Annotated in this window: 22 protein-coding genes and 1 pseudogene; 13 read left to right on the forward strand and 10 right to left on the reverse strand. The window is 69.4% G+C overall.

The annotated features are described in order from the left end of the window. Window positions 1–19: 19 nt before the first annotated feature. Window positions 20–493, reverse strand: coding sequence for an S-ribosylhomocysteine lyase (locus P2P98_RS09165; protein WP_275799358.1), 474 nt, complete (start codon window positions 491–493; stop codon window positions 20–22). 115 nt (window positions 494–608) lie between these two features. Here P2P98_RS09165 and serB point away from each other — a divergent pair, with 115 nt between their 5' ends. Continuing rightward, the gene (gene serB, locus P2P98_RS09170; RefSeq protein WP_275799359.1) at window positions 609–1,250 is read left to right on the forward strand and encodes a phosphoserine phosphatase SerB; all 642 of its coding nucleotides are present in this window, start codon (window positions 609–611) and stop codon (window positions 1,248–1,250) included. Window positions 1,251–1,469: 219 nt separating this feature from the next. Next, complete coding sequence (locus P2P98_RS09175) at window positions 1,470–2,183, forward strand: alpha/beta hydrolase (protein ID WP_275799360.1); 714 nt, start codon at window positions 1,470–1,472, stop codon at window positions 2,181–2,183. A 21-nt stretch (window positions 2,184–2,204) separates the two neighbouring features. On the opposite strand, the gene fabG is transcribed toward P2P98_RS09175, so the two are convergent. Continuing rightward, window positions 2,205–2,915, reverse strand: coding sequence for a 3-oxoacyl-ACP reductase FabG (gene fabG / locus P2P98_RS09180; protein WP_275799361.1), 711 nt, complete (start codon window positions 2,913–2,915; stop codon window positions 2,205–2,207). Window positions 2,916–3,107: 192 nt separating this feature from the next. Between fabG and P2P98_RS09185 the strand changes: the two genes are divergently transcribed. The 4 genes from P2P98_RS09185 to P2P98_RS09200 are packed head-to-tail and all read left to right on the forward strand — an operon-like array spanning window position 3,108 to window position 5,354. Next, the gene (locus P2P98_RS09185) at window positions 3,108–3,815 is read left to right on the forward strand and encodes a DUF4190 domain-containing protein (protein WP_275799362.1); all 708 of its coding nucleotides are present in this window, start codon (window positions 3,108–3,110) and stop codon (window positions 3,813–3,815) included. Between the two features lie 59 nt (window positions 3,816–3,874). Beyond that, entirely contained in the window at window positions 3,875–4,243 is a 369-nt protein-coding gene (locus tag P2P98_RS09190; RefSeq protein WP_275799363.1) for a DUF3099 domain-containing protein, read from the forward strand. Continuing rightward, window positions 4,240–4,461 (forward strand): hypothetical protein, encoded by a 222-nt coding sequence (locus P2P98_RS09195; RefSeq protein WP_275799364.1) that lies wholly within the window; start codon window positions 4,240–4,242, stop codon window positions 4,459–4,461. Before P2P98_RS09190 ends, P2P98_RS09195 begins: the two co-directional genes overlap by 4 nt. Window positions 4,462–4,472: 11 nt before the next feature. After that, on the forward strand, window positions 4,473–5,354 hold the full coding sequence (locus tag P2P98_RS09200) for an SURF1 family protein (protein ID WP_275799378.1): 882 nt from the start codon (window positions 4,473–4,475) through the stop codon (window positions 5,352–5,354). 132 nt (window positions 5,355–5,486) lie between these two features. Here the strand turns inward: P2P98_RS09200 and P2P98_RS09205 are convergent, their stop codons facing one another. Continuing rightward, window positions 5,487–7,085, reverse strand: coding sequence for an ABC-F family ATP-binding cassette domain-containing protein (locus P2P98_RS09205; protein ID WP_275799365.1), 1,599 nt, complete (start codon window positions 7,083–7,085; stop codon window positions 5,487–5,489). Between the two features lie 224 nt (window positions 7,086–7,309). Between P2P98_RS09205 and P2P98_RS09210 the strand changes: the two genes are divergently transcribed. From P2P98_RS09210 to P2P98_RS09225, 4 genes are read left to right on the forward strand one after another with little or no spacing between them, the layout of a single operon-like run. Beyond that, a complete protein-coding gene (locus P2P98_RS09210; protein WP_275799366.1) occupies window positions 7,310–8,344 on the forward strand; it encodes an iron-siderophore ABC transporter substrate-binding protein in 1,035 nt (344 codons plus the stop codon). Window positions 8,345–8,369: 25 nt separating this feature from the next. Continuing rightward, on the forward strand, window positions 8,370–9,416 hold the full coding sequence (locus tag P2P98_RS09215) for an iron ABC transporter permease (RefSeq protein WP_275799367.1): 1,047 nt from the start codon (window positions 8,370–8,372) through the stop codon (window positions 9,414–9,416). Beyond that, window positions 9,413–10,471: an iron chelate uptake ABC transporter family permease subunit gene (locus P2P98_RS09220; protein ID WP_275799368.1), complete on the forward strand. Its 1,059-nt coding sequence runs from the start codon at window positions 9,413–9,415 to the stop codon at window positions 10,469–10,471. Before P2P98_RS09215 ends, P2P98_RS09220 begins: the two co-directional genes overlap by 4 nt. After that, entirely contained in the window at window positions 10,468–11,292 is an 825-nt protein-coding gene (locus tag P2P98_RS09225; RefSeq protein WP_275799369.1) for an ABC transporter ATP-binding protein, read from the forward strand. Before P2P98_RS09220 ends, P2P98_RS09225 begins: the two co-directional genes overlap by 4 nt. 62 nt (window positions 11,293–11,354) lie before the next feature. On the opposite strand, the gene P2P98_RS09230 is transcribed toward P2P98_RS09225, so the two are convergent. The 7 genes from P2P98_RS09230 to sufB form a co-directional block, all read right to left on the reverse strand. Then, the gene (locus P2P98_RS09230; RefSeq protein ID WP_275799370.1) at window positions 11,355–12,287 is read right to left on the reverse strand and encodes a siderophore-interacting protein; all 933 of its coding nucleotides are present in this window, start codon (window positions 12,285–12,287) and stop codon (window positions 11,355–11,357) included. A 76-nt stretch (window positions 12,288–12,363) separates the two neighbouring features. Beyond that, window positions 12,364–13,527 (reverse strand): aminotransferase class I/II-fold pyridoxal phosphate-dependent enzyme, encoded by a 1,164-nt coding sequence (locus P2P98_RS09235; RefSeq protein ID WP_275799371.1) that lies wholly within the window; start codon window positions 13,525–13,527, stop codon window positions 12,364–12,366. A gap of 195 nt (window positions 13,528–13,722) precedes the next feature. After that, window positions 13,723–14,052 carry a metal-sulfur cluster assembly factor gene (locus tag P2P98_RS09240; RefSeq protein WP_013586729.1) on the reverse strand — a complete coding sequence of 110 codons (330 nt, stop codon included), beginning with the start codon at window positions 14,050–14,052 and terminating at the stop codon, window positions 13,723–13,725. Between the two features lie 9 nt (window positions 14,053–14,061). Next, complete coding sequence (sufC, locus tag P2P98_RS09245; protein ID WP_058597732.1) at window positions 14,062–14,832, reverse strand: Fe-S cluster assembly ATPase SufC; 771 nt, start codon at window positions 14,830–14,832, stop codon at window positions 14,062–14,064. A 65-nt stretch (window positions 14,833–14,897) separates the two neighbouring features. After that, window positions 14,898–15,227: a non-heme iron oxygenase ferredoxin subunit gene (locus tag P2P98_RS09250; RefSeq protein ID WP_275799373.1), complete on the reverse strand. Its 330-nt coding sequence runs from the start codon at window positions 15,225–15,227 to the stop codon at window positions 14,898–14,900. Beyond that, window positions 15,224–16,414, reverse strand: coding sequence for a Fe-S cluster assembly protein SufD (gene sufD / locus P2P98_RS09255; protein ID WP_275799374.1), 1,191 nt, complete (start codon window positions 16,412–16,414; stop codon window positions 15,224–15,226). Before sufD ends, P2P98_RS09250 begins: the two co-directional genes overlap by 4 nt. Then, window positions 16,415–17,833 carry a Fe-S cluster assembly protein SufB gene (sufB, locus tag P2P98_RS09260; protein WP_058597729.1) on the reverse strand — a complete coding sequence of 473 codons (1,419 nt, stop codon included), beginning with the start codon at window positions 17,831–17,833 and terminating at the stop codon, window positions 16,415–16,417. A 249-nt stretch (window positions 17,834–18,082) separates the two neighbouring features. Here sufB and P2P98_RS09265 point away from each other — a divergent pair, with 249 nt between their 5' ends. From P2P98_RS09265 to P2P98_RS09275, 3 genes and pseudogenes are all read left to right on the forward strand, one after another. Further along, window positions 18,083–19,069, forward strand: a complete 987-nt coding sequence (locus tag P2P98_RS09265) for a COX15/CtaA family protein (RefSeq protein ID WP_275799375.1) — start codon at window positions 18,083–18,085, stop codon at window positions 19,067–19,069. A 234-nt stretch (window positions 19,070–19,303) separates the two neighbouring features. Then, a complete protein-coding gene (locus P2P98_RS09270) occupies window positions 19,304–19,777 on the forward strand; it encodes a hypothetical protein (RefSeq protein WP_275799376.1) in 474 nt (157 codons plus the stop codon). Between the two features lie 295 nt (window positions 19,778–20,072). Beyond that, window positions 20,073–20,879 (forward strand): annotated as a pseudogene (locus tag P2P98_RS09275) (IS30 family transposase); the annotation flags it as partial.

Below are 20,879 nucleotides of genomic sequence, written 5' to 3' on the forward strand. Positions count from 1 at the left end.
CTTCCTGTCTTCCTGCTTGTCAGACCCCGACGCGCTGGAACGCGTCGCGCGAGATCCCCTTCTCGAGGACGACCTTCGACCACTCGCGCGCGCTGTGCAGGCTGTGGTCGCGGTAGTTGCCGCAGCTGAAGGCGTCGGTTCCGGGAACGTCGTCCCAGGTGACGTCCTCGGCGATCGCGCGGAGGGAGTCGGTGATTGCGTCGACCAACGTGGCGACCTCGGGCTCGCCCCACATGATGACGTGGAAACCGGTCCGGCATCCGAAGGGCGAGATGTCGATCAGCCCGTCGATGCGGTCGCGCACGAGGCTCGCGAGAAGGTGCTCGATGGTGTGCAGACCGGCGGTGGGGATCTCTCCCTCGTTGGGCTGGACGAGGCGCAGATCGAAGTTCGTGATGACGTCGCCGCGGGGGCCCGTCTCGGTGCCGATTCGGCGCACGTAGGGGGCCAGCACGGCGGTGTGGTCCAGGGTGAAGCTCTCGACGTCGGCCATGGGTGTGGTCCCTTCAGTGGAGTCGGCGGTACCCGAAGAGCCTACGCGCGGCGGGTCGGCGCGAAGCTCCGCATGACGCCGCGCGCCAGGCACGCGACCCGCTAGCGTGGATCGCGTGCCAGCGCCCGCCCGTTTCCTCGTCGTGCTCGATGCCGACTCCACACTGATCCGCAACGAGGTCATCGAATTGCTCGCCGACGAAGCGGGTCGAGGACCCGAGGTCGCCGCTGCCACGGAGGCCGCGATGCGCGGCGAGGTCGACTTCGCGACCAGCCTGCGCTCCCGGGTGAAGGCCCTCGCCGGGGTGCCCACCGAGGCGTTCGCCCGGGCGATCGCGCGCATCGAGCCGACCCCCGGGGTGCGCGACCTCGTCGCCGCCGTGCACGATCGCGGCGGCGTCGTGGGCGTCGTGTCGGGCGGGTTCCACGAGGTCCTCGACACCGTCGCCCCCGATCTCGGCGTCGACGCCTGGCGCGCCAACCGGCTCGTCGCCGTCGACGACGTGCTCACCGGCGACGTCGACGGGGAGATCGTGGATGCCACGGCCAAGGCCGACACTCTCCGGTCGTGGGCCGCGGAGCACGGCGTCCCCCTCTCGGCGACCTTCGCGATCGGCGACGGCGCCAACGACCTCGAGATGATGGCGGTCGCGGGCCTCGGACTCGCGTTCAACGCCAAGCCCGCCGTCCGCGAGCGGGCGGATCTCGTGATCGGTCCGGTCGACCTGTCCCAGGTCATCGCGCTGCTCCCCCGCTGAAGGTCCCTGAGCCCGCCGGAAGGGACCACTCTCGACCCCACGGCTCCGACAGGTCCCTGAGCCTGTCGAAGGGACCCTCGACCCCACGGCGCCGACAGATCCCTGAGCCCGCCGAAGGGACCACCCTCGACCCCACGGCGCCGACAGATCCCTGAGCCTGTCGAAGGGACCCTCGACCCGACCCTCGCGAATGTCGGAGCCCCGTCCTACCCTCGACGCATGAAGGTCATCCTCGTTCCCGGTCTCTGGCTCACGGCGTCATCGTGGGACGCGGTTGTCCCCGCCCTGCTCGCCGCCGGGCATCATCCCGAACCGCTGAGCATGCCGGGCATCGGCGTTCCCGCGGCCGGCTCCGCGCAGGTCGGCATCGCGGACTGGATCGCCGAGGTCATCCGCGTCATCGACCGCGACGACGAGCCCGTCGTACTGATCGGCCATTCCGGCGGAGCCAACGTCGTCTGGGGTGCCGCCGACGCGCGACCCGACCGCGTCGCGCGGGTCGTCTTCGTCGACGCCGTTCCTCCCCTCGACGGAGCGGGCATCTGGGAGTTCCCGATCGTCGACGGCGTGGTCCCGTTCCCCGGGTGGGACTCCTTCGACGACGAGGAGGTCGCCGACCTCGACGCGCCCACGCGTCAGCGGGTCGAGGAGCAGGTCACCTGGATCCCCGCGCGGATCCCCACCGATCCGATCTCGCTGGGCGACGACCGCCGCCACGGCATCCCGATCACGGTGATCACGTGCCTCATGCCGTCCACTGACGTGCGGAGCATGATCGACGGCGGTGCGCCCTGGGTCGGCGAGCTCGCCGCGGCGGACGAGCTCGAGATCGTCGATCTACCCGGAGGACACTGGCCGCAGTTCGCTCAGCCCGAGGCTCTCGGGAAGGCGCTCGTCGCGGCGATCCGGTCCGAGCCGGTCGCCGAGAACTGAGCGTTCGTCTCGACGGGGCGCTCAGTGCCCCATGCCGAGGCCACCGTCGACCGGGATCACGGCGCCCGAGATGTATGCCGCGTCATCGCCCGCGAGCCACGTCACGACACCCGCGACCTCGTCAGGCGAGGCGAAGCGCCCCGCCGGGATGTTCTTCTTGTACTCGGCCTGCGTGTCGGCGGGAAGCTCGGCCGTCATGTCGGTCTCGATGAAGCCCGGCGCGACCACGTTGGCGGTGATTCCGCGGCCACCCAGCTCGCGGGTGAGCGAGCGGGCAAACCCGACCAGGGCGCTCTTCGACGCGGCGTAGTTGATCTGTCCCGCCGAGCCATACAGGCCGACGACGCTCGAGATGAGGATGACGCGACCCCAGCGCGCCTTGAGCATGCCCTTCGACGCACGCTTGACGACGCGGAACGCGCCGCCGAGGTTCGTGTTCACGACGCTGTCGAAGTCGTCCTCGCTCATGCGCAGCAGCAGGGTGTCCTTCGTGACGCCGGCGTTGGCCACGACGACCGCGATCGGGCCGAGCTCGGCCTCGACCTGGGTGAACGCGGCGTCGACGGCTGCGGCGTCCGTCACGTCTGCGCGGACGGTCAGCGTGCCCGCGGGGCCCTCGCCCGAGCGTGCCGTCACGGCGACGCGCCACCCCTCGGCGACGAACCGCTCGGCGATGGCGCGCCCGATGCCGCGGTTTCCTCCGGTGACGACGACGACGCGGTCCTGCGACATGTGAACTCCTGCGATACGGCGGAATGGAACCGGCCCAGCCTATCCGGCGCTCGCCCTGCAGCCGTGGCCTCGCACGCCTTCGCACGCCCTCGAACGGCTTCGCACCGTGCCACGCGAGGTTTGACACGACCCTCGCGGCGCTGGAAACCTGGAGCGGCGCGGGCAGACCACCGGGCGAGAAGAGGGAACGCCGTGAGCGACAACAGCACCCAGGACCCGAACACCGGCGAGACGGGCGCGACGTCGGGAATCGACGCTCCCTCCACCCCCGAGGCCTCCCCGAGCTCGACCAGCACGGACACGCCGCAGCCGGACGCATCGAGCACCTCCGCCTCGAACGCGGATGCCGCCGCGGCGGGCACCTCCACCGCGCCGCCGCTCCCGCCCGCGTACGGCGCTCCGACACCCGGCGACGCCGCCGCGACGCCCGCGCCCCCGGCATATCCGGCGCCCGCGACCGACGCCCCTCCCGCATCCGGTTCGACCGGTTACGGGGCCCCCGCGACCGACGCCGCCCCTGCCTATGGCGCGACGCCCTACGGAACCCAGGGCTACCCGGCTCCGGCCTACGGCACAGCGGCCTACGGGGCGCAGGGCTACGCCGGCTACGGCACCCAGGGGTACGGCTCGTACGCGGCGACCGCGCGGACGAATGTCCTCGCGATCATCTCGCTCGTGGCATCCATCGCCGGTTTCGTCATGCTGCCGTTCGTCGGTCCGCTCGTCGGCGTCATCACCGGACACATCGGACTCGCTCAGATCAAGCGCAGCGGCGAGAAGGGGCGCGGCCTCGCTCTGACGGGTGTGATCCTCGGGTGGGTGAACATCGCGCTGATCGTGATCTCCATCGCTCTTTTCTTCACCTTCTTTCTCGCGACCAGCTCGAGCTACCGTTACTGAACGGTCAGCGTTCCTCAACGGTCCGCACTGTGCGCGAACGGGCGTACCCTGGGGGGACCGTGAAGACATCGTCCCGTGCCCAATCCGCGACGTCTCTCCCGCAGGCCCCGCGGGAAGACGCCGGCTCCCGTTTCACCAAGTACATGGTGATGATGGGGATCCGTATCGCGTGCTTCGTGCTCATGGCCGTGGTGCAGCCCTACGGGTGGTACACCTTCGTCTTCGCCGCGGGGGCGATCTTCCTCCCCTACCTCGCCGTGATCGTGGCGAACGTGGGCGCCGACGTGGGTGCACGTGCGGCCGAGGCACCCGAGCGGTCTCTCGAGGCGTCCGCCCCGGCTGCGCCGACGCCAGCGCCGGCCGCCCCCACCGTGATCCGTATCGCCGAGACGTCGCGACTCGACGCCGCTCGCGACGACCGCTCGTGACCGCCGAGGCCGCGGAGTGCTCGCGAGCCGGATGCCGAGACACCGCCGTGTGGGCGATCCTCTGGCGCAATCCGCGCATCCACACCGCCGAGCGCCGTAAGACGTGGGTGGCGTGCGAAGCGCACGTGTCGTATCTCCGCGAGTTCTTGAGCGCGCGCGACTTCCCCGTTGAGGTGCAGGCTCTGTCCGCGGTCGCCCGAGCAGGCGAGGCCCTGTGAGCGCGCGCGAGATGCCCACGGGTGCACGCTGGGCGATGTACGTCGGCATCGCGATCCTCTTCGCGATCGCGTGTGCGTACCTGTCGAACTGGCAGTTCTCGCGCAACGCCGAGCGCAGCGAGCAGCTGCAGCTCGTCACCGACAATTACGACGCGACACCGGTCGCGCTGGGTGATCTCCTCGCTCCCGGCGCCGACCTGGCGCCCTCCGACGAGTGGCGACCGGTCCGGCTCGAGGGCCAGTACCTCGCCGACGAGCAGTTGCTGGTGCGCAACCGGGCGCACAACGGCTCCGCCGCCTACGAGCAGCTCGTGCCGTTCCGCCTCACCGACGGCCGCGTCTTCCTCATCGACCGCGGCTGGCTTCCGCCGGGGAACAGTCAGTCGTTGCCCGACGAGATCCCCGCTCCCCCCGCGGGCACGGTAACGGTCGAGGCGCGGTTGCGCCCCGGCGAGGCCGCGCCGACCTCGGGACGCACCGCTGAGGCGGGTCAGGTGCCGACGATTAATCTCGGCCTCGTCGCCGAGCAGACGGGCCCCATCGAACCCGGCGCCTACGGACTGCTCATGTCGGAGGACCCGGCTCCCACTGACGCCCCGCTGCCCGTCGATCCGCCGAGCGACGACCCCGGTCCGTACCTGTCGTACGCGATCCAGTGGATCCTGTTCGCTCTCATGGGCTTCGGCTTCATCACCTACGTGATCGTCAGCGAGCGCAAGCTCCGCCGCGAGGAAGCCGACGACGATGACGACGAGCTCGCACCTGTTGCGCTGCCCGCGAGCGAGAGCGCCGAACCCCGCCGTCGCGTCGACCCGGTCGCCCTGCATCGCGCACGCAAGCGCCCGAAGGATCGCGACGCCGACGACGAGGACGCCCTTCTCGACGCACGCTGAACGGGAACGGATGCCGGATTCTTGGCATCCGTGGTCCGATCAGGCCAGCGTGACCAGGCGAGCGTGATCAACCCGGCGTGCCCGTCCAGCGAGACCGATCCGACACGCCAGGCCTGCGCGAGCAGGCCGGCGTCAAGCCAGCGTGATCAGATCCGCGTAGTCACGACCCCAGATGTCCTCGACACCGTCGGGGAGGATCAGCACGCGCTCGGGGTTGAGCGCCTCGACGGCTCCCTCGTCGTGCGAGACGAGCACCACGGCGCCCTCGTAGTGCGCGAGCGCGCCCAGGATCTCTTCGCGTGAGGCGGGGTCGAGGTTGTTCGTCGGCTCGTCGAGCAGCAGCATGTTCGCCGACGACACCACGAGCGTCGCGAGCGACAGGCGCGTCTTCTCACCGCCCGAGAGAACGCCGGCCGGCTTGAGCACGTCGTCGCCGACGAACAGGAACGAACCGAGCACCTTGCGCGCCTCGGTGGCGGTGATGTGCGGGGCCGACGACATCATGTTCTCGAGCACCGAGCGGTTGACGTCGAGGTTCTCGTGCTCCTGGGCGTAGTAGCCGATCTTCAGGCCGTGGCCGGGCTCGAGCTGGCCCGTGTCGGGCTGGTCGACGCCGGCGAGGATGCGCAACAGCGTCGTTTTACCGGCACCGTTGAGGCCCAGGATCACCACGCGCGAGCCACGGTCGATCGCGAGGTCGACGTCGGTGAAGATCTCCAGCGAGCCGTACGACTTCGACAGTCCTGACGCCATGAGCGGCGTCTTGCCGCAGGGCGCGGGCTTGGGGAACCGGAGCTTCGCGACCCGCTCGTCCTGGCGCACCTCGTCGAGGCCGGACAGCATCTTCTCGGCGCGCGCGACCATCTGGTGAGCGGCGGCGGCCTTCGAGGCCTTGGCGCCGAACCGCGCCGCCTGCAGCTGCAGGGCGGTGGCCTTCTTCTCGACGTTGACGCGCTCCTTCTTGCGGCGCTCCTCGTCGGCCACCCGCTGGCGCAGGTAGTTCTTCCAGTTCATGTTGTAGACGTCGATGACCTGGCGATTGGCATCCAGGTAGAAGACCCGGTTCACGGTCTCGCCGACGAGCTCGACGTCGTGCGAGATCACGATGAGCCCGCCCTTGTAGCCCTTGAGGAACTCGCGCAGCCACACGACGCTGTCGGCGTCGAGGTGGTTGGTCGGCTCGTCGAGGATCATCGTCTGCGCGTCGGAGAAGAGGATGCGCGCGAGCTCGATACGGCGGCGCTGCCCACCCGAGAGGGTCTTCAGCGGCTGGTCGAGGATGCGGTCGGGCAACGAGAGGTTATGGGCGATGGATGCCGCCTCGGCCTCGGCCGCATAGCCGCCCGCCGCCTCGAACCGCTCGGTGAGGTTGCCGTACTTCTTCATCGCCTTCGCCGCGACGGCCGGGTCGTCGTCGCCCATCGCCATCGACGCCTCATGCATACCGAGGGCGAGCGAGCCGAGCCCGCGCGCGTCGAGGATTCGCGTGCGCGCGAGCATCTCGGGGTCGCCGGAGCGGGGATCCTGCGGGAGGTAGTCGAGCTCGCCCGAGCGGTCGACGCCGCCGTTCGAGGGCAGGAGATCGCCCGCCAGCACCTTGGTCAGGGTGGTCTTTCCCGCACCGTTGCGCCCGACGAGTCCGATCTTGTCGCCATCGGAGACGCGGAACGACACGTCGGACATGAGCACGCGGGCGCCCACGCGGATCTCGAGGTCGTGCACGGCAAGCACAGCGAACGTCCGTTCTTCGGGGTCGGGGATCGGCCAGAGAAAGGCCAGCCACCCAGTATACGGCCGGGTCGCCGAACGTCCCCCGACAACGAGCGGGGCCGCCCCGAGCCTCGATACCTCGGCGTCGAGACGATCGCCCGGGTTCTCGGCATCCGGGTTTGCGTTGACACCCGAAGCCTGACCTAAACTAAGCCAATCCTTACCTAACACGCAGGAGGCTCTTCGTGTCCCGATTCCGCGCTCTGGCGGCTCTCGCCGTCGGTTCCGCCCTCGTCCTCTCCGGCTGCGCCGGCACCACGGCCGCCCCCGGCTCCTCGGAGGGATCCACCGGGGCGGACGGCGCCTTCCCCGTGACCCTCAGCAACGTGTTCGGCGAGACGACCATCTCCGCCAAGCCCGAGCGGGTCGTCACCGTCGACTGGGGCAACCAGGACGTCGCTCTGGCGCTCGGTGTCGTTCCGGTCGCCATGCCGAAGGTGACCTACGCGGACGAGGACGGCGACGGCCTGCTGCCCTGGACGAAGGACAAGCTCGCCGAGCTCGGCGCCGAGACCCCGGTGCTCATGGACGAGACCAACGGCTACGACTACGAGGCCATCGCCGACGCGCAGCCCGATGTCATCCTCGCCGCGTACTCCGGCATGACGCAGGAGCAGTACGACACACTCAGCAAGATCGCGCCGGTCGTGACCTTCCAGAATGTCGCGTGGGGCACCACCTGGCAGGACATGACCGTCCTGGGCGGCACCGCGCTCGGCCTGAAGGACGAGGCCGAGGCACTCGTCGCCGACAAGGAGAAGCACATCACCGACGAAGCGGCGAAATATCCCGCCATCGCCGACAAGAAGTCGCTCCTCACGTACTACGACCCGACCAACCTGTCGACGCTCGGCTTCTACAACACGCTGGACCCGCGCATGGGCTACCTCGAGGAGCTCGGGCTCGCGCCGTCCTCCTACGTCGCCTCGCAGTCGGCGGCATCGGACACCTTCTGGTTCACCCCCTCCACCGAGCAGATCGAGAACTTCGCCGACGTCCAGGTCATGGTGGCCTACGGAGCCGACGGCATGATCGCCGCGATGCAGGCCGACCCGCTGCTGTCGAAGATCCCGGCCGTGGCGAACGGGGCGATCGCTGTGATCGAGAGCGGCTCGACCCTCTCGTCGGCCATCACCCCGACGCCGCTCAACATCGGCACGAGCTACGGCGATGAGTACATCGGCCTCGTCGGGGCCGCCGCGGAGAATGCCGCGTCCTGATGCGGCTCACCCGCCCGTCGGCCCGATGACCGCTGTCTCCCCGACACTCGCCGCCCCCGGCGACGCCCGCGCGCGTCACTGGGGGCGGCGGCGTGCCGTCGGCGTCACGGCGCTCGTCGTCGTGCTCGTCATCGCCGCGGTCCTGTCGGTGACCTTCGGCGCGCGCGACGTCACAGCCGTGGACGTCTGGGCCGGGCTCACCGGTTCCACCGACACCGCTTCGGCGGCCGCGGTCGCCAAGCGCGTTCCGCGCACGCTGCTGGCGATCCTCGTCGGCGCGGCTCTCGCGGTCTCTGGCGCGGTCCTGCAGGGGGCCACGCGCAATCCCCTCGCCGACCCGCAGATCCTGGGCATCAACGGCGGAGCGGGACTCGCGATCGTCGTGGGGATCGCCTTCTTCGGCCTCGGATCTGCCACGTCATACATCTGGGTCGGCATGATCGGTGCCGCCGCGGCCGCGGTCGTCGTCTATGCGATCGGCTCGCTCGGCCGCGGTGGAGCCACGCCGCTGCGTCTTGCGCTCGCCGGCGCCGTGAGTGCCGTGGCCTTCAGCTCTCTCACCAGCGCCGTCCTCCTTCCGCGCATCAACGTCATGAACGATTTCCGTTTCTGGCAGATCGGCGGCGTCGGCGGCGCGACGTTCGAAACCATCCTTCAGGTGTTTCCTTTTCTCCTCGCCGGGCTGGTGATCTGCCTCGCCTGCGCATCGACGCTCAACACCCTGGCCCTCGGCGATGAGCTCGCCGCGGGGCTCGGTGCGCGCGTGCGCACGGCGCGGCTCGTCTCCACCGGTGGCGCCGTCATCCTGTGCGGAGCCGCGACCGCGGTCGCCGGGCCCATCGGCTTCGTCGGTCTCGTCGTCCCCCACATGATCCGCCTCGTCGTCGGTGTCGACCATCGCTGGCTGCTCCCCGTGTCGGCTCTCGGCGGAGCCACCCTGCTCACTCTCGGCGACATCGTCGGCCGCGTCGTCGCACGACCCGAGGAGATCGAGGTCGGCATCGTCACCGCCCTGGTCGGTGCCCCGTTCTTCATCGCCCTCGTCCGGCGCCAGAGGATGAGAGCGCTGTGACCGTCACCCTCGTCTCCCCCTCATCCCCCGCGCTGACCTCCGTCATCGCCGGGCGTCAGCGCCGCCGCCGCAGGTGGGCACTGATCACCGGCATCCTCGTGCTCCTCGTGATCGCCGCCTTCTCACTCTCCCTCATGCTCGGGCAGACGGCCTACTCCCCCGTTCAGGTGTGGGGGGTCCTCACCGGGCAACGCGTGTCCGGAGCGTCGTTCACGGTGGGCGAGCTGCGCCTTCCCCGCGCGGTGACCGGGCTGTTCACGGGTCTGTGCTTCGGAATGGGCGGCGTCATCTTCCAGTCGATGCTGCGCAACGCCCTCGCGAGCCCCGATGTGATCGGCATCAACACCGGCGCGAGCGCGGCAGCCGTGATCGGCATCGTCGTGCTCGGGCTCGGAGAGACGGCCGTGTCGTTTCTGGCGATGGCTGCCGCCCTCGCAGCCGCCCTCGCGATCTATCTCCTCGCCTACCGAAACGGCGGATCGGGCGCGCGGCTGATCCTCGTGGGCATCGGCGTCGCCGCGATGTGCCAGGCCGTGGTGTCCTACGTCATCGCGCGCGCCGCGGAGTACGACCTGCCCGCCGCCATGCGCTGGATCACGGGCAACCTCAACGATGCGACGTGGGATCGGACGCTGCCCGTGATGGTCGCTGTCCTCGTGCTCGGACCGGTGGTGCTCTCCCTCTCGGGCCGGCTCGAGATCCTGCGCATGGGCGACGAGACGGCCGCCGCGGTGGGGCTGCCCGTCGAACGTAGTCGCGTCCTGCTCATCGTCGCCGCCGTGGGGCTGCTCGCCTTCGGCACCGCCGCCGCCGGCCCCATCGCGTTCGTGTCTTTCCTCGCGGGCCCGATCGCGGTGCGACTCCTCGGGCCCGTCGGCTCCCCCATTCTCCCCGCGGGCCTCATCGGCGCGTTGCTGGTCCTCGTGGCCGACTTCTGCGGCCAGTACGCCTTCGGCACCCGCCTTCCCGTGGGCGTCATCACCGGCGTTCTCGGGGCGCCCTATCTCATCTACCTGCTCGTGCGCAGCAGCCGATCCGGAGGAACTTCGCTATGACCGTCGAGCGCTCCCTGGTGGCCGAGGGTGTCACCCTCGGCTACGGAGACAGGACCATCGTCGACACGCTCGACCTCCGGATCCCGCCTGGCCGGGTGACCACGATCGTCGGGGCGAACGCGTGCGGCAAGTCCACGCTACTGAAGGCCATGGCACGCCTGCTCACGCCCTCGGCGGGCCAGGTCCTTCTGGACGGCAAGGCGATCCACCGCCAACCCACCAAGCAGGTGGCGCGCGTGCTGGGACTGCTCCCGCAGTCCCCGATCGCCCCCGACGGCATCGCCGTTTCGGATCTCGTCAGCCGAGGCCGCCACCCTCATCAGGGTGCGCTGTCGCGGTGGACGAGCGCTGACGACGCCGCCGTGGCGCGCGCCCTCGCGGCGACCGACACCGCGCGCCTCGCGGATCGTTCCGTGGACGAGCTCAGCGGCGGGCAGCGCCAGCGCGTCTGGATCGCCATGGCGCTCGCGCAGGAGACCGACGTCCTGCTGCTCGACGAGCCGACCACGTTCCTCGACATCAGCCACCAGATCGACGTGCTCGACCTCCTCACCGATCTCAACCACGAGCGCGGAACGACGGTGGCGATGGTGCTGCACGACCTGAACCTCGCTGCGCGCTACGCTGACCACCTGGTCGCGATGGCGCAGGGTCGCGTGGTCGCTGCGGGCGATCCGTCCGAGGTTCTCACCGAGGCGATCGTGCGCGAGGTGTTCGGTCTCGACAGTCGTGTGGTTCCCGACCCCCTGACCGGTCGACCGATGGTCATCCCGATCGGACGGCACCACACGGTGACCGAGCCGGAGCAGGCGCTGAGCTGAGCTGAGTCGAGCTGAGGGGCCGGGATGCCGACATCCCAGCCCCCGCGCTGTCACGGGCGTTCCTAGGCCGAGCGCTCCGTCTGCCCCTCGCGCCAGTACCCCATGAAGGCGACGCGCTTGCGGTCGACGCCGCATCCCTGCACGAGCATCCGGCGCAGCGTCTTGACGGTCGACGACTCCCCCGCGATCCACGCGTAGAACTCGCCCTCTCCGTCCTCCGGGCTGTCCCAGAGCAGCTCCTTCTCGAGGTCGATATCCTCGAGCTCCTGCGGCCGCGGGGCCGCAGCCCGGGCGAGCACGTCGCCGGACGCTCGCGTCCACCCCTCGACGGCTTCGATCAGGGCCTCGCCGTGCGAGCGGTCGTCGCGGGCGAGCCAGGTCACCCGCGCATCGCCGACCGCCAGTGGAAGAGCGTCGTCGATGGTCGGCACCTCGATGAACGCGTCGACGTCCATGTCGAGCTCGAGTCCCTCGAGCACCGCGCACATCGCCGGAGCGGCGGTCTCGTCGCCGGCCAGCAGAAGGCGCCGAGCCGTGCCCGGGTGGAAGTCGATCCCCTGCGCCGACTCGGGGCTGCGCGCGTCGGGACCGACGACGAGGATCGAGTCCCCCGGCGCCGCGGCCTCGGCCCACGCCCCCGCGGGCCCGGCGTCGTGGTGCAGCACGAAGTCGACGTCGAGCTCGCGCGCCTCGGGATCGATCCGCCGCACGGTGTACGTGCGGAACGGCATCCGCTCCGCGTCGGGCAGATCCCTCCAGCGGACGTACCACTCGCCGTTGTCGATCGCCGACGGATCGTTCTGACCGATGTCGCACAACTGTCCGTCCGGCCCGGGCAGCACGATCTTGATCCGCTGGTCACGTCGGTCGGTGCCGAAAACGTCGAAATCCGCGGAGGTGAACGTGATTCGCGCGAAGTGCGGCGACAGCCTGCGTGCCTCCTTCACCACGGCGACGTAAGGACGGTAGGCGGGGCGCGTGGCGGTGGCGGTCACCGGATAAGGATACCCTTACCTATTCCCGGATGCCAGGACCCCGGCATCCGTTACCCCACGGTCGAACGACCGGCCGTCACGCGCCGCGCGCGAGCCGGCCGATCCGCTCGATCGCCTCGCGCAGCACCTCGGGCGCACACCCGACGTTGATGCGGACGTGGCCCACACCCTCCGCCCCGAAGAGCGGACCGTGATGCAGGGCGACCTTCGCCTCGCGGCGGATGTGGGGCGCCGGGTTGTCGCCCCAGCCGTACGCCGACACGTCCACCCAGGCGAGGAACCCCGCCTCGGGCAGGCGGTAACGCGCGAGCGGCAGATGCTCAGCGAGCAGCTCCGCCAGAAGACGGCGGTTCTCGTCGAGGGCGACCAGCAGTTGATCGAGCCACGCGTCGCTCTCGGCCGCGAAGGCGGCGCGGTTGGCGATCACGCCGAAGAGCCCTGCCCGCCACTCCACCTCCCACGGTAGCCCCCGCACCACCGCCGCGGTCTCCTCCGAGCCGGTCACGATCACGGCGCACTTCAGGCCCGCCAGATTGTACGTCTTGCTCGCGCTCGTGACCGCGTAGCCCACAGCAGCCGCCTCGGGCCCGGCATCCAGGAACGGGGTGAAGACGGACGGTGCGTGGGTCAGGGGCGCATGGATCTCGTCGCTGACGACCGTGGCCCCGTAGCGGTGCACCAGCCGGGCGAGCTCCGCGAGCGACTCCCGCGTGTGGACGGTCCCGGTGGGGTTGTGCGGATTGCAGAGCAGCACCGAGCGGGCGCCGTCCGCCAGCGCGCGCTCGATCCCCTCGAGGTCGAGAGACCAACGCTCGCCGTCGTCGAGCAGCGGGACGCGTTCGACGACTGCGCCAGCTTCCTCCACGGTGTCGTAGAACGGGGGGTACACCGGCGGGGTGACGATCACGCGGTCGCCCGGCGAGGTGACCGCGCGCAGCACCTCGACAACCCCCATCATCACGTCCCCGGTCCAGCGGATTCGCGCGGGGTCGGGGCGCCATCCCCAGCGACGGTCGGCGTACGCGGCGAAGTCGAGATCGATGCCGGGTCGCGGGGGCGTGTAGCCGGTGTCGCCGATCTCGACGGCGCGGTGCAACGCCGCCGTGATGGCGGGCGCGAGAGCGAAGTCCGTTTCCGCCACGAACATCGGAATGACATCGTCGCGGTAGGAGCGCCACTTGGTGCTGCTGCGCTGGCGGAGAAGGTCGAGCGGCAGGGCTTTCAAGGGGGGAACGCTCATCCCGAAAGCCTAATGAGAGCCCAGGACGCCACGGAATCCCGGTGTCAGACGGAGAAACACGAACCGATGTCGATCCGGGGTGAAAGACGAATGCCCACCCCCGGAGGGATGGGCATTCGATGAAGTGTTCAGATCGCGAAGCCGAGGGCGCAGAACCATGGACTCCGGGATGAGGACGTCGTGTTCAGATCGTGTTCAGATCGCGAAGCCGAGGGCGCGCATCATGTCGCGGCCGTCGTCGGTGATCCGTTCGGGGCCCCACGGCGGCATCCACACCCAGTTGATGCGGAAGCGATCCACGACGTTGTCGAGGGCCTGGGCCGTCTGCTCTTCGAGCACGTCGGTCAGCGGGCAGCCGGCCGAGGTGAGGGTCATGTGGATGACGAGCGCGTCGTTCTCGTCGTCCCACGCGAGGTCGTAGATGAGGCCGAGGTCGACGACGTTGATCCCCAGTTCGGGGTCCATGACGTCTTTCAGGGCCTCGGTGACCTCGTCGTACTTCTCGGGAGCGAGGGTTGCGGTCATGTAACGATCTTACGCGTCGATCGGGGTACCGGCCTCGAGGAAGCGGTCGTAGCCCTCTTCCTCGAGTCGGTCGGCGAGCTCGGGACCGCCCTCTTCGACGATCCGGCCCTTCACGACCACGTGCACGTAATCGGGGCGGATGTAGCGCAGGATGCGGGTGTAGTGCGTGATGAGCAGCACACCGAGGTCGGTCTGCTCCTTGGCGCGGTTGACGCCCTCGGACACGATCTTGAGCGCGTCGACGTCGAGGCCGGAGTCGGTCTCGTCGAGGACGGCGATCTTCGGCTTCAGCAGCTCGAGCTGGAGGATCTCGTGACGCTTCTTCTCGCCACCCGAGAAGCCCTCGTTGACGTTGCGCGAGGCGAACTTCGCGTCCATGCGCAGGTTCTCCATGGCGCCCTTGACGTCCTTGGTCCAGCTGCGGATCGCCGGCGCCTCGCCGTCGATGGCCGTCTTGGCCGTGCGCAGGAAGTTGGTGACCGTGACACCGGGGATCTCGACGGGGTACTGCATCGCGAGGAAAAGGCCGGCGCGAGCGCGCTCGTCGACGCTCATCTCGAGCACGTCCTCACCGTCGAGGGTGATCGAACCGCTCGTCACGGTGTACTTCGGGTGACCGGCGATCGTGTACGCCAGGGTCGACTTGCCGGAGCCGTTGGGGCCCATGATGGCGTGGGTCTCACCGGTGCGCATGGTCAGCGTCACACCGTTGAGGATCGGGGTCGTACCGTTCTCCGTCTCGACCGTCACGTGGAGGTCGCGGATCTCGAGGACAGACATGGTGTTCCTTACTCGTAAAGTCTTCAGGTCGTGGGCGTCGTCGTGAGCGGCGTCGTGGGCGGCGCTCAGGCCGTCGCCTTGGTGACGGACGGATCGATGAGCACGTCGTCTCCGTCGATCACGACCTCGTACACGGGGACCGGCTCGTAGGCCGGGAGGTTCAGCGGGCGGCCGGTCTTCAACGAGAAGGCGGAGCCGTGTGCCCAGCACTCCAGCGTCTCTCCCTCGACGAAGCCGTCGGACAGCGAGATGTCGCCGTGCGTGCAGACGTCGCCGATCGCGTGGACATCGCCGTTACCGTCGAGCACGACGGCGATCGCGACGCCGTCGATCTCGACACGCCGCGCCTCGTCCTGGACGAGGTCGCTCAGCGCGCAGGCACGCGTCGCGCTCACGCGGCAGCCCCCTCGGCCAGCTCGCGCTCGATCGCCGCGATGAGCTCGCTCTCGAGCTCCGGGATGCCGATGCGCTGGACGATCTCGCTGAGGAAGCCGAGCACGACGAGACGCCGCGCCTCTTCCTCGGCGATGCCGCGGGCCTGGAGGTAGAACAGCTGCTCGTCGTCGAAGCGACCCGTGGCGCTGGCGTGGCCGGCGCCCTGGATGTCGCCCGTCTCGATCTCGAGGTTGGGGATCGAGTCGGCGCGCGCACCATCGGTGAGCACGAGGTTGCGGTTGGCCTCGTACGAGTCGGTGCCCGTGGCATCCGAACCGATGAGGACGTCGCCGATCCACACGCTCCGGGCGCTCTCACCCTGGAGCGCACCCTTGTAGAGCACGTCGCCGACGGTGTGCGGACCCTTGTGGTGCAGGTAGACCTGCGACTCGAGGTGCTGGCCGGCGTCCGAGAACGACAGGCCGTACAGGCGTCCCTCGCTGCCGGCGCCGGCGAGCTCGACCGACGGGTTGACGCGGACGACGCCGCCACCGAAGCTCACCACGACGTGGGTGAGCTTCGCGTCGCGGTCGACGCGAGCCTGATGCGAGGCGGCGTGAATCGCGTCGTCGTTCCAGTTCTGCACCGACACGACCGTGAGCTCTGCGCCGTCGCGGACGAGGATCTCGACGTTCTGAGCGTGCTGCGCGCTGCCCTCGTGCCGCAGCACGACGGTGCCGCGGGAGTTCGGCTGCGCCTCGATCACGACGTGGGCGTGCGCGAGGCCGCCCGTGCCGGTGAGCCGCACGACGATCGGCTCGTCGAGCTCGACGTTCGCCGGGATGCGCAGCAGCGGAGCCTCGGGCTCGTGCGTCCACGCCAGGGCGGCGGGCAGGTCCTCGGGGCGGAAGTGCTCACCGCGCGGGGCATCGCCCGCCGCGAGACGCAGCTGCTCGACCGCCGCGGGCGCCTGGACGTCGACCTCGATGACGCCGGTCGGGCCGGCCTCGTCGACGAAGAGCGGCGCGAGCCGATCGACCGGGCTCAGCTTCCAGTTGACCTCGCGGCCGGTGGGAACGCCGAAGTCGGCGGGGTCGAACGACGTGGGTCGCTCCGAGCGCGTCTGCACCGGGACGACGGATGCCACGAGGGCTGCCGGGTCGACATGACCGCTGGCGGCTGCGGGAGTTTCAGTCGCAGTCGTCACTTAACCAACACTGCCTTCCATGCCCATTTCGATGAGCTTGTTGAGTTCGAGCGCGTACTCCATGGGGAGCTCGCGGGCGATCGGCTCGATGAACCCGCGCACGATCATGGCCATGGCCTCGTCTTCGGGAAGGCCGCGGGACTGCAGATAGAAGAGCTGCTCCTCGCTGACCTTCGAGACGGTCGCCTCGTGGCCGAGCTGCACGTCGTCGACGCGGATGTCGATCGCCGGGTACGTGTCGGAACGCGAGATCGTGTCGACCAGGAGCGCGTCGCAGCGCACGGTGTTCGCGGAGTGGTGCGCGTTGGCATCCACCCGCACTTCACCGCGGTAGCCGGCGCGACCGCCGCCGCGGGCGATGGACTTCGAGACGATCGACGACTGCGTGTACGGCGCCATGTGGATCATCTTCGCGCCCGCGTCCTGGTGCTGACCGGGACCGGCGAACGCGACCGACAGGGTCTCGCCCTTGGCGTGCTCGCCCATGAGGTAGATGGACGGGTACTTCATCGTCACCTTGGAGCCGATGTTGCCGTCGACCCACTCCATGGTCGCGCCCTCGTGGGCGACGGCGCGCTTGGTGACGAGGTTGTAGACGTTGTTCGACCAGTTCTGGATCGTCGTGTAGCGCACGCGGGCGTTCTTCTTCACGATGATCTCGACCACGGCCGAGTGCAGGGAGTCCGACTTGTAGATCGGAGCCGTGCAGCCCTCGATGTAGTGGACGTAGCTGTCTTCGTCGGCGATGATCAGCGTCCGCTCGAACTGGCCCATGTTCTCCGTGTTGATGCGGAAGTACGCCTGCAGCGGGATCTCGACGTGCACGCCCTTCGGGACGTAGACGAACGAGCCGCCCGACCACACCGCCGTGTTCAGCGCCGCGAACTTGTTGTCGCCCGCGGGGATGACGGTGCCGAAGTACTCCTCGAAGAACTCGGGGTGCTCGCGCAGGGCCGTGTCGGTGTCCATGAAGATGACGCCCTGCTGCTCCAGGTCCTCGCGGATCTGGTGGTAGACGACCTCGGACTCGTACTGGGCGGCGACACCGGCGACGAGACGCTGGCGCTCGGCCTCGGGGATACCGAGCTTCTCGTACGTGTTGCGGATCTCCTCGGGGAGGTCCTCCCACGACTGCGCCTGCTTCTCGGTCGAGCGCACGAAGTACTTGATGTTGTCGAAGTCGATGTCGGAGAGGTCGGCGCCCCACGTCGGCATCGGCTTGCGACCGAAGAGCTGGTACCCCTTCAGACGGGTCTTCAGCATCCACTCGGGCTCGGACTTGAGAGCGGAGATGCCGCGCACCACGTCCTCGTTGATCCCGCGCTGGGCCACCGCGCCGGCGGCGTCGGTGTCGTGCCAGCCGAACTCGTATTGTCCCAGGCTCTCGAGCTCTGGTCGGTCGATGAGGACATCGGACATGGTGATCACTCTCCTTCTCGGGCTGCAACGGTGTCATCCGCCCCGACATTCCGGACTCCGGTCGAAGTCTCAGGAAGGTCGCTGGTGAGCCCGCTCGAAGGCGCTGGCTGCGCGCCTAGACTGTCTCTGGTGCCGAACGCGTGAGCGCTGCACCCGGACCCTTTGATTCTACAGGCAAGACCCGCTCCTGGCACGGCAGCACCACTGCCCCGACGGCCCCGAGCGGCCCGCTGCCAGGAAGCCCGACGCATGTCCTCCGCCTCGACCTCCCCCGCCCGCTCTCGCCTCGCCGAAGGACTGCGCCGCTTCGTCGCGTGGCTGCCGGCCGACGTCGACCGCCGCGTGCGCGTCTTCGCGTGGCTCTCGTTCGTCGCCGAGGTCCTGATCATCGGGACCGGCGGCGCCGTCCGTCTGACCGGTTCGGGGCTCGGCTGCCCCACCTGGCCGCGTTGCACCGCCGACTCGATCGTCAACACTCCCGAAATGGGGATCCACGGGGTCATCGAATTCGGAAACCGGACGCTGACGGGTCTCGTCGGCATCCTGGCCCTCGTCGTGGTCGTCCTCGTCTGGCGAATGCGACGCGAGCGCCGCGCGCTGTTCGTGCTCGCGCTGATCGTGCTCGGCGGCGTCGTCGCGCAGGCGCTCGTGGGCGGGGTCACCGTCCTCACGGGCCTCAATCCCTTCATCGTCGGCTTCCACTACATCGCCTCGGTGTCGCTGGTCGCCGTGTGCGCCGCCTTCCTGGTGCTGATGTCGGGGCCGGCCGGGAGCCGCGTCCTCGCCGTTCCGCGATGGTTCGCCGGTCTCGTCCACGCGACCACGGGCGTCCTCGCCCTCACCATCGTGTTCGGTGTCCTCACCACCGGGGCCGGCCCCCACTCGGGCGACGCCGCGGCCGGTCGCAACGGGTTCGACGCCGAGATCCTCGAGCACGTGCACTCCTGGCCGGGGTACGCCCTCTTCATCCTGACGCTGATCGTCGTCATCGCCGCGTGGCGTCTGCGACTGCCCGTACGTCGGTGGGCAACAGCCCTCCTGGCGGTCGAGCTCGTGCAGATCGCCGTCGGCCTGTACCAGGCACGCAACGGCCTGCCCGAGATCGCCGTTGGCACCCATATGGTGCTCGCGGCCCTCGCCGCCGCCGCAATGACCGTCGTCGTGCTACGACTGAAGAAGCCTGCGGCATCCGTCGCCGACGCCGACCGGCGCGAAACGGCTTCCGCACTCGGCTGACGGACCGCACTCGCGAAGGCCGCCCCGGATGCCGTGCGCCGGGGCGGCCTTCGCGTTTGGTGGAGCGCGACCCTTATACGCTCATAGGTGATTCATCGGCGACCCCTAGCCATCGCCCTGATGCATACGCCACCGTGGACTGTCCGGCGCCCCTGTGCCCGGACACCCGGCGCCTCGCCGCCGAAAACCGCATCCGCGCCTCCCCCGGGCGCGGAACGACAAGGAGTACATCTCATGCAGACCCGTCCCCGTCTGGTCACCAACGTCCCGTTCTGGGTTCTCGTGATCGCGTCGCTCGCCGCAGTGATCGGCGGACTCGTCCTCGTCCTGGCTCAGGTCAACGCGATCCAGGCCCTGGTCAACGACCCGAACGCCACGGTCGTCACCGTCTACGTCGCCCAGTCCTGGGTGTCGGTGGGTGCCGCCGTGCTCGCCGCTGGCGCGATCGGCCTCGCCTCGGCCCTCGCCGTCGCCACCGTCGTCTCGACGCGCACGAACCCCGAGGTCGCCATCGAGACCATCGACTGGACCAGCGACGAAGAAACGGCGCCCGAGCAGGCCCCGGACTTCGCGACCCCTCCCTCCGCGGCCCCGACCACCGCGGCCCCGATCGCCGTCGAGGACGCCGACATCGAGACGCCCTCGACCGCTCCCGCCCCGCCGCAGGCGGCAGCTCAGAAGGACGACACCGACTCCGCCGCGCGCTGAGTCAAATGAAGAAGGCGCCCGCCCCGATCGCGGGTTCTAACGGTGGTCGCAACACCCCAGATTTTGGGAGGTTGCGACCACCGTGTCGTTTTCGGAGGAGAAGGATCGTCGTCGGGATGAGTTCCTGACGCTGTTGAAGGAACTCGGCAGTGTGACGTTGGCTGCGCGAGAGCTCGGGATAAATCGGAATACGGGTTTCACCTGGGCCAGGAAGGCGGGGTTCCGTTCCGAGGGGAAGTTCCCGGCGCGGCCGCATCCGCGTCGGGGCGAGTATGCCCGGCTGCGCGGGGAAGGTGTGTCGCGGCGGGACGCCGCGGCGCAGGTCGGCATCCACGAGCGCACCGCACGGGATTGGGATCACGGGGTCCGGCATTCGCGGAACTCGCGGTTCTACCCGGACGGGCGACGCGTTGACTACTCGACTGGGCGCACCACGATGGAGTCCATGACGACCCCACCGCCCCGGGTTCCGGCGCAGATCGGTTCTCGGCTGCTGTCTCTGCAGGAGCGAGAGAAGATCGCCGATTTACGGCGGCTCGGGTGGACGTTGCGGTCGATTGGCCGGGAGCTGGACCGGGCAGCGTCGACGATCAAGCGCGAACTCGACGCGCGCAGGGATGCGAACGGGCGTTACCTGCCGCACGCCGCTCACCGCGATGCCGCGGCGAAGAGGGTCCGGCCGAAGCCCGCGAAGCTGGCCCAGCCCGGACGGTTGCGGGAGTACGTCTCGGACCGGCTGAAGGAACAATGGTCTCCGGGACAGATCAGCGGCGTCCTGTCGCGAGATCACGCGGGCGACGAGAGTATGCAGGTGAGCGCGGAGACGATTTACCAGGCGATTTACGTCCAGGCTCGCGGCGGTTTGAAACGCGAGGTCGCCGATGCGCTGCGCACCGGGCGCGCCCGCCGCAAACCGCACCGCACCCCCGAGCACCGCACGAGCCGTTTCGTTGATCCGATGGTGATGATCAGTGAGCGACCGCCGGAAGTGTCGGACCGCGCCGTCCCCGGGGCATTGGGAGGGGGATCTGATCATGGGAGCAGGTAACCAGTCCGCGATCGTCACCCTCGTCGAACGCGCCACCCGCTACGTCATGCTCGG

Source organism: Microbacterium sp. Kw_RZR3 (genome assembly GCF_029222405.1).
Lineage (GTDB): Bacteria > Actinomycetota > Actinomycetes > Actinomycetales > Microbacteriaceae > Microbacterium.